Source organism: Salmonella sp. NW38 (genome assembly GCF_051807745.1).
GTDB lineage: Bacteria > Pseudomonadota > Gammaproteobacteria > Enterobacterales > Enterobacteriaceae > Salmonella > Salmonella enterica.
This window is the reverse complement of the sequence record NZ_JAMMTO010000015.1, coordinates 1-15,391: the sequence shown is the minus strand read 5'-3', so window position 1 is coordinate 15,391 and position 15,391 is coordinate 1. Positions and strand designations below refer to the sequence as shown.

Here is a 15,391-nt window from a genome sequence, read left to right as displayed (position 1 = left end):
AAAGTATGTGAATAGGGCGGGCGAAAGCGGTTAACAAAGAGGCAGCGCGAAGGATAATGTGTATAATGCGGCCCTAATAATTCATCATCTATCACAGAGGAACATGTATGGGTGGTATCAGTATTTGGCAGTTGTTGATTGTTGCCGTTATCGTCGTACTGCTGTTCGGCACCAAAAAACTCGGTTCCATCGGTTCCGATCTTGGCGCGTCTATCAAAGGCTTTAAAAAGGCCATGAGCGATGATGATGCCAAACAGGATAAAACCAGTCAGGACGCTGATTTTACCGCTAAATCTATCGCGGATAAGCAAGGCGAAGCGAAAAAGGAAGACGCTAAAAGCCAAGATAAAGAGCAGGTATAATCCGTGTTTGATATCGGTTTTAGCGAACTGCTGTTAGTGTTCGTTATCGGCCTCATTGTGTTGGGGCCGCAACGATTGCCAGTAGCGGTAAAAACGGTAGCGGGCTGGATTCGCGCGTTGCGATCCCTTGCGACAACGGTTCAGAATGAACTGACTCAGGAACTGAAACTTCAGGAGTTCCAGGACAGTCTGAAAAAAGTCGAAAAGGCGAGCCTGGAAAATCTGACTCCCGAACTGAAAGCATCTATGGATGAACTGCGTCAGGCGGCGGAGTCGATGAAACGCACCTACAGCGCTAACGATCCCGAACAAGCGAGCGATGAAGCGCATACCATCCATAATCCGGTGGTAAAAGGGAACGAAACGCAGCATGAGGGCGTCACCCCTGTCGCCGCTGAAACACAGGCGAGCGCGCCGGAACAAAAGCCGGAGCCCGTTAAAGCTAACGAGCCTGAGTCGACGGAAACCGCTTCCGTAGCCACGATAGACGCCGAGAAGAAATCCGCTGCGCCTGTTGTCGAATCTTCCCCCTCGTCGAGTGATAAACCGTAAACATGGCTGTAGAAGATACTCAACCGCTTATCACGCATCTGATCGAGTTGCGTAAGCGCCTGCTAAACTGCATCGTCGCAGTACTTCTGATTTTTCTGGCGTTAATTTATTTCGCCAATGATATTTATCATTTAGTCGCCGCACCGCTGATTAAACAGATGCCGCAAGGGGCGACAATGATTGCGACGGATGTGGCGTCGCCGTTTTTTACGCCTATCAAACTCACCTTCATGGTGTCTTTGATCTTATCCGCGCCTGTCATTTTGTACCAGGTTTGGGCCTTTATCGCCCCGGCGCTGTATAAGCATGAGCGTCGTCTGGTCGTACCGCTGCTGGTATCCAGCTCGCTGCTTTTCTACATTGGTATGGCCTTCGCCTATTTTGTCGTATTCCCTTTGGCCTTTGGTTTCCTGACGCATACGGCGCCGGAAGGGGTACAGGTTTCGACAGATATCGCCAGCTATCTTAGCTTTGTTATGGCGCTTTTTATGGCCTTTGGCGTAGCCTTTGAAGTGCCGGTGGCGATTGTGTTGCTGTGCTGGATGGGCATCACCACGCCAGAAGATTTGCGTAAAAAACGGCCTTATATCCTGGTCGGGGCATTCATTGTGGGAATGCTGCTTACGCCGCCAGATGTTTTCTCGCAAACGTTGCTGGCGATACCGATGTACTGCCTGTTTGAAATTGGCGTTTTCTGCTCACGCTTTTATGTCGGTAAGCGACGGACGCGCGACGAAGATAACGAGGCCGAAACCGAAAAGGCCGAGCACACTGAAGACTAAACACAACCGCCCGCCAGGGCGGTTGTCATATGGGGGCAAGCATGTTTGATATTGGCGTTAATTTAACCAGTAGCCAGTTTGCAAAAGATCGTGATGATGTGGTCGCCCGTGCGTTTGCGGCGGGAGTAAAAGGTATGCTACTGACCGGAACGAACATCCATGAAAGTCAGCAGGCGTTAAAATTGGCGCGGCGCTACCCCCATTGTTGGTCGACGGCTGGCGTCCATCCCCATGACAGCAGTCAGTGGTCATCCGCGTCTGAAGACGCCATTATTGCGCTGGCGAACCAGCCGGAAGTCGTCGCTATCGGTGAGTGCGGGCTGGATTTCAATCGCAATTTTTCCACGCCGCAGGAGCAGGAGCGTGCCTTTCAGGCGCAGCTACAAATTGCCGCCGAATTGCAGATGCCAGTCTTTATGCACTGCCGGGACGCGCATGAGCGATTTCTGGCATTGCTTGATCCCTGGCTGGATAGTCTTCCTGGTGCAATACTGCACTGCTTTACCGGTTCACGCCAGCAAATGCAGGCCTGTGTGGACAGAGGGCTCTATATCGGTATTACCGGGTGGGTTTGCGACGAACGACGCGGACTTGAGCTACGTGAACTCTTACCGTTTATTCCAGCGGAAAAGCTACTGATAGAAACCGACGCGCCGTATCTGTTGCCTCGCGATCTTACGCCGAAACCAACGTCACGACGCAACGAGCCCGCGTATCTGCCTCACATCCTGGAGCGCATTGCGCTATGGCGTGGTGAAGATCCGCAATGGTTAGCGGCGATGACAGATGCCAACGCCAGAACCTTATTTGAGGTCGTATTCTGAACGATCGCTAAATCTTGCGAAAACCGGTGTTTTTTACGCTCTGCTTCACTTCTTTATTGAGTAAATTAAGCAGTAACATCGAACGCGTTTCGCCATCCGGTTCGGTAAAAATCGCTTTCAGCCCTTCAAATGCGCCTTCCGTGATGATGACGCTATCGCCGGGATAGGGGGTTTCAGGATCGACAACGCCTTCGGGCTTGTAGATAGAAAGCTGATGAATAACGCTGGAAGGCACGATCGCAGGATGCGCGCCAAAGCGCACAAAATGGCTGACGCCGCGCGTGGCGTTGATTGTAGTGGTATGTATCACTTCCGGATCAAATTCAACGAACAGATAATTAGGAAAGAGCGGTTCGCTGACGGAGGTACGTTTTCCGCGTACCATTTTTTCCAGGGTGATCATCGGTGTCAGGCAACTTACCGCTTGTCTTTCGAGGTGTTCCTGAGCACGCTGAAGTTGCCCGCGTTTGCAGTACAGTAAATACCAGGATTGCATAATGACTCTTATCCGCTTGTTCGGGGCGCAAGCATAGCAAAAGCCATGCGCGAAGTTAATTATACACTTCATCCTTTAAGCCGTATCTGGATTAGCGTTGGTTGCCAGAGTTCACGCTAATTTAACAAAAATACAGCATCCCGATGATGAACGCCGTATAATGATGCGCTTACCAAGAGGCTACAATGGACGCCATGAAATATCACGATTTACGCGACTTCCTGACGCTACTTGAGCAGCAGGGGGAACTAAAACGCATCACGCTACCTGTGGATCCTCATCTGGAAATCACGGAAATCGCTGACCGCACGCTGCGTGCCGGTGGACCGGCGTTGCTGTTTGAAAATCCTAAAGGCTACGCCATGCCGGTGCTGTGCAACCTTTTTGGCACGCCAAAACGCGTGGCGATGGGCATGGGGCAGGATGATGTTTCCGCATTACGGGAAGTGGGTAAATTATTAGCGTTTCTGAAAGAACCTGAGCCGCCGAAAGGCTTTCGCGATCTGTTTGACAAGCTGCCGCAGTTTAAGCAAGTGCTGAATATGCCGACGAAACGGTTACGCGGCGCGCCTTGCCAGCAGAAAATCGCGTCTGGCGATGATGTCGATTTAACGCGTCTTCCTGTCATGACCTGTTGGCCGGACGACGCCGCGCCGCTGATTACCTGGGGACTGACGGTAACGCGTGGTCCGCACAAAGAGCGGCAAAACCTGGGCATTTATCGTCAGCAGTTGATAGGTAAAAATAAGCTGATTATGCGCTGGCTTTCTCATCGCGGCGGCGCGCTGGATTTTCAGGAGTGGTTAGCCGCGCGTCCGGGTGAACGTTTCCCGGTCTCCGTCGCATTGGGCGCCGATCCGGCGACGATTCTTGGCGCCGTGACTCCTGTTCCCGATACTCTGTCGGAGTATGCCTTTGCGGGCCTGCTGCGCGGCACGAAAACTGAAGTGGTTAAATGCCTTTCTAACGATCTGGAAGTGCCTGCCAGCGCCGAGATTATCCTTGAAGGTTACATTGAGCCGGGAGAGATGGCGCCGGAAGGACCGTATGGCGATCATACGGGCTATTATAATGAAGTGGATAACTTTCCGGTCTTTACCGTCACGCATATTACGCAGCGTGAGGATGCCATCTATCACTCCACCTATACCGGGCGCCCGCCCGATGAGCCTGCGGTATTAGGGGTGGCACTCAATGAAGTCTTCGTGCCTATTCTGCAAAAACAGTTTCCGGAAATCGTCGACTTTTATCTGCCGCCGGAAGGGTGTTCTTACCGCCTGGCGGTAGTGACGATGAAAAAGCAGTACGCTGGTCATGCGAAACGCGTCATGATGGGCGTCTGGTCGTTTTTGCGCCAGTTTATGTATACGAAATTTGTTATCGTTTGCGATGATGACGTTAACGCACGCGACTGGAATGATGTGATCTGGGCGATTACCACCCGTATGGACCCTGCGCGGGATACGGTGCTGGTTGAAAATACGCCGATTGACTACCTGGATTTTGCCTCGCCGGTCTCCGGGCTGGGTTCAAAAATGGGGCTGGATGCCACAAACAAATGGCCGGGCGAAACCCAACGCGAGTGGGGTCGTCCTATTGTTAAAGATCCTGAAGTTACCGCGCGTATTGATGCGATTTGGGATGAGCTGGCTATCTTTAAATAACTGAAAGCGGACATCGACATTTCAGGCTGCGGCGACTCGGCTTGAAAAATGTCGGTATTGACCCGACACCCGACAGAGGGAGCGCATGACAACCTTAAGCTGTAAAGTGACCTCGGTAGAAGCTATCACCGATACCGTATATCGGGTTCGTTTAGTGCCGGACGCGGCGTTTACATTCCGCGCTGGTCAGTATTTGATGGTCGTAATGGACGAGCGTGACAAACGCCCGTTTTCAATGGCCTCAACGCCGGACGAGAAAGGGTTTATTGAATTACACATTGGCGCTTCCGAGCTCAATTTGTATGCGATGGCGGTCATGGATCGGATTCTAAAAGACCGGGAAATCGTCGTCGATATTCCGCATGGCGACGCCTGGCTACGTGATGATGAAGAGCGTCCGTTGATTCTGATCGCGGGCGGTACGGGCTTTTCTTATGTGCGCTCCATCCTGTTGACGGCGTTAGCGCGCAACCCGAACCGCGATGTTACTATTTACTGGGGCGGCCGCGAAGAAAAGCACCTCTATGATCTCTCTGAGCTGGAAGCACTCTCTGTTAACCATCCGAATTTGCGTATTGAACCTGTTGTTGAGCAGCCGGAAGAAGGCTGGCGTGGACGTACAGGAACGGTACTTACGGCGGTATTGCAGGATTATGGTACGCTGGCGGGGCACGATATTTATATTGCCGGACGTTTTGAGATGGCGAAAATCGCCCGCGATCTGTTCTGTCATGAGCGTAACGCGCGGGAAGATCGTCTGTTTGGCGATGCGTTCGCATTTATTTAACTATTCTATGGGACGCAGTAGCGTCCCTTTTTACGTTAGCCTACCTAAAAGTCCTCTTAAATATTAATTAATCGTCAACTATAAAACCTTATGATATTGAATATCTACAGGCTTTGTATTGCGTGTAATAAATTAAGTAATATTATGTCCTGAGGCTATCAATAAAAATAGTTAATTATATATGCTTCATTTATTTTTATAAAAGAAACATAAAATGGAAAGTTAGTTATTTATTTATAAGATGGAGAGTGTTATGAAATTTAAATATGCTTTAACTTCTCTCGCATTATCTGTTGCAATTTTGTCATCAGTACCTTCTACTGCTTTCGCCATCGGCGGCGCCAGCGGCGCTAAAGTGGACTATCAGGTCCAGGGAAAAATTGGCGAAGTTGTTATGAACCCCTATGATATCGCGCCGCTAACCGCCGTTATTCGTAATGGCGGTTACCAGTTACGTGACGTGCATGTACGGATTGTACCCAAAGAAAATGGCCAGGAGATCGCGTATAAAGTTAATAATAAATACCTTTTAACGTATGGCGGTATTCCCGTCTTTGGTCTTTACCCAGATTATGTCAATACCGTTGAAGTTGAATATACAAGAATCCAGGGTAGTAAAACCGAAAATATAAAAGAAAGCTATAAAATGTATGCACCGCCTGCCTATATTGAATCAGCGGGTACAAAAGAAGAACAATCAGCACTCTTTACTATCGATGTTAAAAAGGTTTCCCCAGAATTTAAAGATCGCTTGTATCTTTTGAATAATACGAAAGATAAGTCTGGGAATGGAACGCGTACTGTCTGGAACAACCCTACTGGGGGTGCATTAGAATGGAACTTCACTACAGCTAACGCTATTATCGACACCTCCGGTGATATTCGTTGGTTTATGAATCCAAGTTCAATTTATGATTTAAAGTCAATTTATCGTGCTGGCGTTATGATGGGCTTTAAACAAAACCAGGATGGCGCACTATCATGGGGCTACGGTCAGCGTTATGTGAAATACGATATCATGGGGCGTGAAATCTTTAACCGCCGCCTGCCGGATAATTATAACGATTTTTCACACTCAATGGATAACGCGGCCAACGGTCACTACTTCCTGCGTGTAGCCAGCTCTAACTATAAACGTCCTGATGGAAAAAATGTTCGTACCGTGCGTGATGTGATTGCCGAAGTTGATCAGAACGGCGTGGTAGTGGATGAATGGCGTCTGTTTGATATCCTCGATCCTTATCGTGATGTGATAATGAAAACCCTCGATCAGGGCGCTGTGTGCCTGAATATCGACGCCAGCCAGTCCGGCCATACGTTGAGCGAAGAAGATCTGGCGGCGCTGGACTCCTCCGACAAATTCGGGGATATCGTGGGTAGTGGGGCTGGCCGCAACTGGGCGCATGTCAACAGCGTCGACTATGACAGTGAAGATGATTCCATCATCATCAGCTCCCGCCACCAGAGTGCGATTATCAAAATCGGCCGCGATAAGAAAGTGAAGTGGATACTGGGTACGCCTGCTGGCTGGAAAGCGCCATTTAATGCCGCAATTCTGACGCCAGTGGATAGCAAAGGCCAAAAAATTGCTTGCCAGGACAGTGGCTGCGAGGGTGACTTCGACTGGACATGGACGCAACATACGGCCTTTAAAATTGATAGTAAGAGTAAAGGCGATATCTTATACCTTTCCGCTTTCGACAATGGCGATGGCCGCGGCTTAGAACAGCCTGCTATGCAGAGTATGAAATACAGCCGCTCCGTGATTTACAAAATCGACCAGAAAAACAAGACAGTCCAACAGATCTGGCAATACGGTAAAGAGCGCGGGAACGAGTGGTTTAGCCCGGTAACCTCTATCACCGAGTACCAGACTGACAAGAATTCTGTGTTCGTGTATTCCGCAACAGCAGGTGGTGCGTTTGATTTGTCGGTAGGCGCATTTACCAGCTTGCCTAATCCGTATCTGGAAGAGTTCAAATGGGGAGAAAAAGAGCCTGTGGTCGAAATGCAAATACATGGTGCGCGTGGATATCAGGCTATGCCATTTAGCCTGACCAAAGCGCTTACTGAGTAGAGCGGGCCATACGGTGAAAAAACCCGCCCCTGACGGGCGGGAAAAACGGCAACTAAACTGTTTCCCGTCATAATTCGCGCAGCCTCTTTGTTGGCTGCCTTTGCTCACCCCGGGCACATAGTTATCTATGTTCCCGGGGATTCGCTCAGTTGCCGCTGCGCTGCAATGCGAGTTATTTAGGGGATATTATCTTTGATTAAACCCGCTCAAACACCGTGGCGATGCCCTGACCCAGACCAATACACATCGTCGCCAGACCAAACTGCGCGTCTTTGCGCTCCATCAGGTTGATAAGCGTGGTGCTGATACGTGCTCCGGAGCAGCCGAGCGGATGACCAAGCGCGATCGCGCCGCCGTTGAGGTTGATCTTCTCGTCTATCTGCTCCATCAATCCCAGATCCTTAATGCATGGCAGGATCTGTGCGGCAAACGCTTCGTTCATCTCAAACACATCGATATCGCTGGCCGACAGTCCCGCTTTTTTCAACGCCAGTTTTGACGCCGGAACCGGCCCGTAACCCATAATTGACGGATCACAACCCACCACTGCCATTGAACGAATACGGGCGCGAGGTTTCAGACCCAGCTCACGGGCACGACTTTCGCTCATTACCAGCATGGCGGCTGCGCCATCGGAAAGCGCGGATGAGGTGCCCGCCGTGACCGTGCCACTAACCGGATCAAATGCCGGACGCAGTGTTGATAGCGCTTCGACCGTGGTTTCCGGGCGGATCACTTCATCGTAGTTAAACTGCTTCAACACGCCGTCTGCATCATGACCGCCAGTCGGGATAATCTCCGTTTTGAATGCGCCAGACTGGGTGGCGCCCCAGGCGCGAGCGTGAGAACGCGCGGCGAACTGGTCCTGCATTTCCCGGCTAATGCCGTGCAGGCGGGAGAGCATTTCCGCCGTTAGCCCCATCATCCCTGCCGCTTTGGCGACGTTGCGACTCAGACCCGGGTGAAAATCCACGCCGTGACTCATCGGCACGTGCCCCATATGCTCCACGCCGCCAACCAGACAAACCTGCGCATCGCCGGTCATGATCATTCGCGCTGCATCGTGTAACGCCTGCATCGAGGAACCACACAGACGGTTGACGGTGACCGCCGGTACCGAATGGGGAATTTCTGCCAGCAGCGCGGCGTTACGGGCAATGTTGAAGCCTTGCTCCAGCGTTTGTTGTACGCAGCCCCAGTAAATATCATCGAGGGTCGCCGCTGTAAGCGACGGATTACGCGCCAGCAGGCTACGCATTAAGTGGGCGGAGAGATCTTCTGCCCGCACGTTGCGAAACGCGCCGCCCTTCGAACGGCCCATCGGGGTGCGAATAGCATCGACAATGACAACCTGTTCCATTGTGACTCCTTAAGCCGTTTTCAGAGAACCAACCGGACGGGCTGGTTCAACCGGGGGATAATACGGTTCGTTATGGCGCGCTTTATTACGCAGCCCTTCCGGCACTTCATACAGCGGGCCGAGGTGTTGATACTGCTGCGCCATATCAAGATATTTCGCGCTGCCATGTGTATCCAGCCAGCGGAATGCGCCGCCGTGGAACGGAGGGAAGCCCAGGCCGTAGACCAGCGCCATATCGGCTTCCGCCGGGCTTGCGATAATGCCTTCTTCCAGACAGCGAACCACTTCGTTAATCATCGGGATCATCATACGGGCGATTATCTCGTCGTCGCTGAAGTCGCGTTTCGGCTGGCTGACGCTTGCCAGCAGGTCATCCACCGCGGCATCTTCTTCTTTCTTCGGCTTACCCTTGTTGTCTTCTTTATAGCGCCAGAAGCCCAGACCGTTTTTTTGCCCAAAACGGCTGGCGTCAAACAATGCGTCGATCGCGTCGCGATACTCTTTCTTCATCCGTTGCGGGAAGCCTGCCGCCATTACCGCCTGCGCGTGATGCGCGGTATCAATGCCGACAACATCCAGCAGATAGGCCGGGCCCATCGGCCAGCCGAACTGTTTTTCCATCACTTTATCGACCTTGCGGAAATCCGCGCCGTCGCGCAGCAGTTGACTGAAACCGGCGAAATAGGGGAACAGCACGCGGTTAACAAAGAAGCCGGGGCAGTCGTTGACTACAATCGGCGTCTTGCCCATTTTGCTTGCCCAGGCGACGACTTTGGCAATGGTTTCGTCTGAACTCTTCTCGCCGCGAATGATTTCAACCAGCGGCATCCGGTGTACCGGGTTGAAGAAGTGCATTCCGCAAAAGTTTTCCGGACGTTCCAGGGCGCTTGCCAGTTCGCCAATTGGGATGGTGGAGGTATTTGAGGCCAGCACGGTTTCCGGGCGCACTTTCTGCTCGGTTTCCGCCAGTACCGCTTTTTTGACTTTCGGATTTTCGACCACCGCTTCGACAACAATATCTACGCGATCGAAACCGGCATAATCGAGAGTCGGGTGGATGGTCGAAATGACGCCCGCCAGCTTCAGACCGTCGATCTTGCCGCGCTCCAGCTGTTTGTTCAGCAGCTTGGCCGCTTCGGTCATGCCGAGGTTCAACGATTTATCGTTGATATCTTTCATGATGACCGGTACGCCTTTCCAGGCCGACTGGTAAGCGATACCGCCGCCCATAATGCCCGCGCCCAGTACGGCTGCCTGTTTCGGCGTCTCAATATCTTTGGTCAGCTTTTTGGCTTTACCTTTTACATATTGATCGTTGAGGAAGATACCGACCAGCGCACGAGCTTCATTGGTATGCGCCAGCGGAACAAAGCTTTTATTTTCCAGATTCAGCGCTTCTTCACGACCAAAACGCGCGGCGGCTTCAATGGTTTTCACTGCGGTCATCGGCGCCGGATAATGTTTACCCGCCGTTTGTGCGACCATGCCTTTAGCGATGGTAAAGCTCATCGCGGCTTCAATTTTGCTGAGTTTCAACGGTTCCAGTTTCGGCTGGCGTTTAGCTCTCCAGTCGAGATCGCCGGTAATGGCCTGGCGTAACACCGCTATCGCGCCTTCAATTAGCTTCTCTTGTTTGACCACGCCATCGACCAGACCGATTTTCAGCGCGTGTTCAGCACCGACATCCTTACCTGCCGCGATAATCTCCAGCGCGCTGTCCGCGCCCAGCATACGCGGCATTCGCACCGAGCCGCCAAAGCCCGGCATGATGCCCAGTTTAGTTTCCGGCAGACCGATACGGAGGTCTGGCGTCGCCAGACGGTAATCGGTCGCCAGCACGCATTCACACCCGCCGCCCAGCGCATAGCCGTTTACGGCGGCAAGGGTCGGTACGGGTAAATCTTCCAGACGGTTAAAGACGCTATTAGCGAAATGCAGCCATTGGCTTAACTGCTCTTCGGGGACGAGGAACAGTGAAAGAAATTCGGTGATGTCCGCGCCGACAATAAAGGCCGCTTTATTCGAGCGCAGCAGCAGCCCTTTTAAATCGTGTTGCTTTTCCAGCACCTCAAGCGCCTGGCCGAGGCTGGCGACGGTTGCGGTGTCGAGTTTATTGACCGAGCCTGGAGCATCGAACACCAGTTCGGCGATGCCATCTTCCAGCCAGTCGAGGTACAGGGTGTCGCCTTTATAAAGCATGTCAGTCTCCTGAATCCACAAGGTGATCTGGTCGTACCAGATGAAGCGAAGTGTGTATTTTGTGTTAATAAAATGCAAATAAATGATTAAAGAAATGCCGATGTGATCACGCTCGGCAGAGATCACGCTCTCGTGGAGCGATGTGCTAAGATGCGGGAACTTGAGGTCAAAAAAGCAGAAGGGTAAAAAATGGAATCACTGGCCGCGCTCTATAAAAATCATATCGTTACCTTACAAGAACGGACGCGCGATGTTCTGGCGCGCTTTAAGCTGGATGCGTTACTTATTCACTCCGGCGAGCTATTCAACGTCTTTCTCGACGATCACCCTTATCCGTTTAAGGTCAATCCACAGTTTAAAGCGTGGGTGCCGGTAACTCAGGTTCCAAATTGCTGGCTGCTGGTCGATGGCGTCAACAAACCCAAATTGTGGTTTTATCTGCCGGTCGATTACTGGCATAACGTTGAACCGCTGCCAACGTCCTTCTGGACAGAAGAAGTCGAGGTCGTCGCCTTACCGAAAGCGGATGGCATCGGCAGCCAACTGCCTGCCGCGCGTGGCAATATCGGCTATATCGGCCCGGTTCCTGAGCGCGCGCTACAATTGGATATCGCTGCCAGCAACATCAACCCGAAAGGTGTTATCGACTATCTGCATTACTACCGTGCCTATAAAACGGATTATGAACTGGCCTGTATGCGCGAAGCGCAGAAAATGGCGGTGAGCGGTCATCGTGCAGCGGAAGAGGCCTTCCGTTCCGGCATGAGCGAGTTCGACATCAACCTGGCGTACCTGACCGCCACGGGACATCGCGATACCGATGTTCCGTACAGCAACATTGTGGCGCTGAACGAACATGCCGCCGTGCTGCATTACACGAAACTGGATCATCAGGCACCGTCTGAAATGCGCAGTTTCCTGCTGGATGCGGGCGCGGAATACAACGGCTACGCGGCGGATCTGACGCGGACCTGGTCGGCGAAAAGCGATAACGACTACGCCCACCTGGTGAAAGATGTTAACGACGAACAGTTGGCGCTGATCGCTACCATGAAGGCGGGCGTCAGCTATGTGGATTATCATATTCAGTTCCATCAGCGCATCGCTAAGCTGCTGCGTAAACATCAAATCATTACCGACATGAGTGAAGAGGCGATGGTGGAAAATGATCTCACCGGGCCGTTTATGCCGCACGGTATTGGTCATCCGTTGGGTCTGCAGGTACACGATGTGGCCGGGTTTATGCAGGATGATTCCGGTACGCATCTCGCCGCGCCGTCCAAATACCCGTATCTGCGCTGCACGCGTGTGTTACAGCCGCGAATGGTGTTGACCATCGAACCGGGGATTTACTTCATCGAATCGCTGTTAGCGCCGTGGCGCGAAGGGCCGTTCAGCAAGTACTTCAACTGGCAGAAAATTGAAGCGCTCAAGCCTTTCGGCGGTATTCGCATTGAAGATAACGTGGTCATCCACGAAAACAGCGTGGAAAACATGACGCGGGATTTAAAACTGGCGTAATGGACAGTTGGTTAATCCCTGCAGCGCCGGTCACCGTTGTTGAAGAGATCAAAAAAAGCCGCTTTATTACGCTATTGGCGCATACCGATGGCGTAGACGCGGCGAAAGCGTTTGTTGAGTCAGTCAGAGCTGAGCACCCTGATGCGCGCCACCATTGTGTGGCGTGGGTGGCGGGTGCGCCGGACGACTCACAGCAACTGGGCTTTTCAGACGACGGCGAACCGGCGGGAACGGCAGGCAAGCCGATGCTTGCGCAATTGATGGGCAGCGGCGTCGGAGAAATTACTGCCGTCGTCGTGCGCTACTATGGTGGTATTCTGCTGGGTACGGGCGGGCTGGTAAAAGCCTATGGCGGCGGTGTGAATCAGGCATTACGTCAGCTTGCCACACAACGCAAGACGCCATTAACCGAATATACTTTGCAGTGTGAGTACGGTCAGTTGGCCGGAATCGAAGCATTATTAGGACAGTTTGCCGGGAAGATCGTTTCCAGCGATTATCAGGCGTCTGTTCGGCTCAGGGTGGCGCTTCCTTTTGCTCATGTGAATGCATTTTCCACAAAACTGGCGGATTTTAGCCGTGGTTCATTGCAATTGTTAGCGATTGAAGAATAATCCCCACCTCATTTTTAAGAATAAAGGAAGCGGCAGAGATGCATTTTCGCGCCATTACCCGAATCGTTGGACTACTGGTTATCTTATTTTCGGGGACAATGATTCTCCCGGGACTGGTAGCGCTAATATATCGTGATGGCGCAGGAAGAGCGTTCACGCAGACCTTTTTTGTCGCGCTGGCGATCGGTTCCATACTGTGGTGGCCGAACCGTAGGGAAAAGGGCGAGCTGAAATCCCGCGAAGGATTTCTTATCGTGGTGCTGTTCTGGACCGTGCTGGGCAGCGTGGGTGCGCTGCCGTTTATTTTCTCGGAAAGCCCAAACCTCACCATTACCGATGCTTTTTTTGAATCGTTCTCCGGGTTAACCACCACGGGCGCCACTACGCTGGTGGGGCTGGATTCATTACCGCACGCCATTCTCTTTTATCGTCAGATGCTGCAATGGTTTGGCGGTATGGGGATCATTGTGCTGGCGGTGGCAATTCTCCCTATCCTCGGCGTCGGGGGGATGCAGCTCTATCGGGCAGAAATGCCGGGGCCGTTGAAAGATAACAAAATGCGCCCGCGTATTGCCGAGACGGCGAAAACGCTGTGGCTTATCTATGTCTTGCTAACGGTAGCCTGCGCGCTGGCGCTATGGTTTGCAGGGATGCCTGCGTTTGACGCTATCGGACACAGCTTCTCCACTATTGCTATCGGCGGCTTCTCAACGCATGACGCCAGCGTAGGCTATTTTGACAGTCCCACTATTAATACCATCATCGCTATTTTCCTGCTGATCTCCGGTTGTAACTATGGCCTGCATTTCTCTTTATTAAGCGGGCGTAGCCTGAAAGTATACTGGCGCGATCCGGAATTCCGCATGTTCATCGGCGTACAGTTGACGCTGGTGGTGATCTGCACGCTGGTACTGTGGTTCCATAATATCTACGACTCGGCGCTGACAACGCTAAATCAGGCATTCTTCCAGGTCGTGTCTATGGCGACAACGGCAGGGTTTACCACGGACAGCATTGCGCGCTGGCCGCTGTTTTTGCCCGTCTTGCTGCTATGTTCCGCGTTTATTGGCGGTTGCGCCGGGTCAACGGGCGGGGGGTTAAAGGTCATCCGTATTCTGTTGTTGTTTAAACAGGGGAACCGCGAACTCAAACGTCTGGTGCATCCGAATGCCGTTTACAGTATTAAGCTGGGGAACCGGGCGCTGCCAGAACGTATTCTGGAAGCCGTCTGGGGATTCTTTTCTGCCTACGCGCTGGTATTTATCGTCAGTATGCTGGCTATTATCGCTACAGGCGTAGATGATTTCTCGGCTTTCGCCTCGGTAGTGGCTACGCTTAATAACCTGGGACCGGGGCTGGGGGTGGTTGCTGATAACTTCGCCAGTATGAATCCGGTTGCGAAATGGATACTCATCGCCAACATGCTATTTGGTCGTCTGGAAGTATTCACTTTGCTGGTACTTTTTACCCCGACTTTCTGGCGTGAATAATGGAGTAACACGTGAAAACATTGATTCTTTTCTCTACCCGGGACGGACAAACGCGCGAAATTGCCTCTTATCTGGCTTCTGAACTCAAAGAGATGGGGATCTGGGCCGATGTCGTTAATCTGCATCGCGCAGAAGAGCCGGACTGGGATAGCTATGATCGCGTAGTGATTGGCGCGTCTATTCGTTATGGTCATTACCACAGCGCCTTTCAGGAGTTCGTTAAGAAATACGCCACGCGGTTGAACGGAATGCCGAGTGCCTTTTATTCCGTTAACCTGGTGGCGCGTAAAGCTGAAAAACGGACGCCGCAGACTAACAGCTACGCGCGTAAGTTTTTAATGAGCTCTCCGTGGCGACCTGACTACTGTGCCGTCATTGCAGGCGCGCTTCGCTATCCCCGCTATCGCTGGTATGACCGTCTGATGATCAAGCTTATTATGAAGATGTCGGGCGGCGAAACGGATACCAGTAAAGAGGTGGTGTACACCGACTGGGAGCAGGTTACGCACTTTGCCCGTGAAATAGCCCATTTAACCAACAAATCGTCGGCAAAATAAACGCAAAGAATAAAAAGTGCGCACTCAGAAAATTATTTTAAATTTCCTCTTGTCAGGCAGAAATAACTCCCTATAATGCGCCACCACTGACACGGAACAACGGCAC

The 15,391-nt window shown here is 52.0% G+C and carries 14 protein-coding genes; 11 read left to right on the top strand and 3 right to left on the bottom strand.

Features of this window, described 5'->3' with window-relative positions; genetic code table 11:
• Positions 1–107: 107 nt before the first annotated feature.
• From tatA to tatD, 4 genes are read left to right on the top strand one after another with little or no spacing between them, the layout of a single operon-like run.
• Positions 108–362, top strand: a complete 255-nt coding sequence (gene tatA, locus NA624_RS21375; RefSeq protein ID WP_000508972.1) for a Sec-independent protein translocase subunit TatA — start codon at positions 108–110, stop codon at positions 360–362.
• A 3-nt stretch (positions 363–365) separates the two neighbouring features.
• On the top strand, positions 366–914 hold the full coding sequence (gene tatB / locus NA624_RS21370) for a Sec-independent protein translocase protein TatB (RefSeq protein WP_000459616.1): 549 nt from the start codon (positions 366–368) through the stop codon (positions 912–914).
• Between the two features lie 2 nt (positions 915–916).
• Entirely contained in the window at positions 917–1,696 is a 780-nt protein-coding gene (gene tatC / locus NA624_RS21365) for a Sec-independent protein translocase subunit TatC (RefSeq protein WP_000257554.1), read from the top strand.
• Between the two features lie 41 nt (positions 1,697–1,737).
• Complete coding sequence (gene tatD / locus NA624_RS21360) at positions 1,738–2,520, top strand: 3'-5' ssDNA/RNA exonuclease TatD (protein ID WP_000459646.1); 783 nt, start codon at positions 1,738–1,740, stop codon at positions 2,518–2,520.
• Positions 2,521–2,527: 7 nt separating this feature from the next.
• Here tatD and rfaH read toward each other — a convergent pair whose 3' ends face one another.
• Entirely contained in the window at positions 2,528–3,016 is a 489-nt protein-coding gene (gene rfaH / locus NA624_RS21355; protein ID WP_001192410.1) for a transcription/translation regulatory transformer protein RfaH, read from the bottom strand.
• A gap of 185 nt (positions 3,017–3,201) precedes the next feature.
• Here rfaH and ubiD point away from each other — a divergent pair, with 185 nt between their 5' ends.
• The 3 genes from ubiD (at position 3,202) to NA624_RS21340 (ending at position 7,544) form a co-directional block, all read left to right on the top strand.
• Positions 3,202–4,680: a 4-hydroxy-3-polyprenylbenzoate decarboxylase gene (ubiD, locus tag NA624_RS21350; protein WP_000339760.1), complete on the top strand. Its 1,479-nt coding sequence runs from the start codon at positions 3,202–3,204 to the stop codon at positions 4,678–4,680.
• A gap of 85 nt (positions 4,681–4,765) precedes the next feature.
• Positions 4,766–5,467 (top strand): NAD(P)H-flavin reductase, encoded by a 702-nt coding sequence (gene fre, locus NA624_RS21345; RefSeq protein WP_000209838.1) that lies wholly within the window; start codon positions 4,766–4,768, stop codon positions 5,465–5,467.
• A gap of 253 nt (positions 5,468–5,720) precedes the next feature.
• Positions 5,721–7,544 (top strand): aryl-sulfate sulfotransferase, encoded by a 1,824-nt coding sequence (locus tag NA624_RS21340; RefSeq protein WP_000669888.1) that lies wholly within the window; start codon positions 5,721–5,723, stop codon positions 7,542–7,544.
• A 196-nt stretch (positions 7,545–7,740) separates the two neighbouring features.
• Here NA624_RS21340 and fadA read toward each other — a convergent pair whose 3' ends face one another.
• Both fadA and fadB read right to left on the bottom strand, forming a co-directional pair.
• The gene (fadA, locus tag NA624_RS21335; RefSeq protein ID WP_000438785.1) at positions 7,741–8,904 is read right to left on the bottom strand and encodes an acetyl-CoA C-acyltransferase FadA; all 1,164 of its coding nucleotides are present in this window, start codon (positions 8,902–8,904) and stop codon (positions 7,741–7,743) included.
• A 9-nt stretch (positions 8,905–8,913) separates the two neighbouring features.
• On the bottom strand, positions 8,914–11,103 hold the full coding sequence (fadB, locus tag NA624_RS21330) for a fatty acid oxidation complex subunit alpha FadB (protein WP_000966015.1): 2,190 nt from the start codon (positions 11,101–11,103) through the stop codon (positions 8,914–8,916).
• Positions 11,104–11,292: 189 nt separating this feature from the next.
• On the opposite strand from fadB, the gene pepQ reads away from it, so the two are divergent.
• Genes pepQ through hemG form a run of 4 tightly spaced genes read left to right on the top strand, consistent with a single transcriptional unit; the run spans position 11,293 to position 15,285 of the window.
• On the top strand, positions 11,293–12,624 hold the full coding sequence (gene pepQ / locus NA624_RS21325) for a Xaa-Pro dipeptidase (protein ID WP_000444530.1): 1,332 nt from the start codon (positions 11,293–11,295) through the stop codon (positions 12,622–12,624).
• A complete protein-coding gene (locus NA624_RS21320) occupies positions 12,624–13,238 on the top strand; it encodes an IMPACT family protein (RefSeq protein ID WP_000378897.1) in 615 nt (204 codons plus the stop codon). Before pepQ ends, NA624_RS21320 begins: the two co-directional genes overlap by 1 nt.
• A 38-nt stretch (positions 13,239–13,276) precedes the next feature.
• On the top strand, positions 13,277–14,728 hold the full coding sequence (gene trkH, locus NA624_RS21315) for a Trk system potassium transporter TrkH (RefSeq protein WP_000545688.1): 1,452 nt from the start codon (positions 13,277–13,279) through the stop codon (positions 14,726–14,728).
• Positions 14,729–14,739: 11 nt separating this feature from the next.
• Entirely contained in the window at positions 14,740–15,285 is a 546-nt protein-coding gene (gene hemG / locus NA624_RS21310; protein WP_000853983.1) for a menaquinone-dependent protoporphyrinogen IX dehydrogenase, read from the top strand.
• The last annotated feature ends 106 nt before the right edge of the window (positions 15,286–15,391 follow it).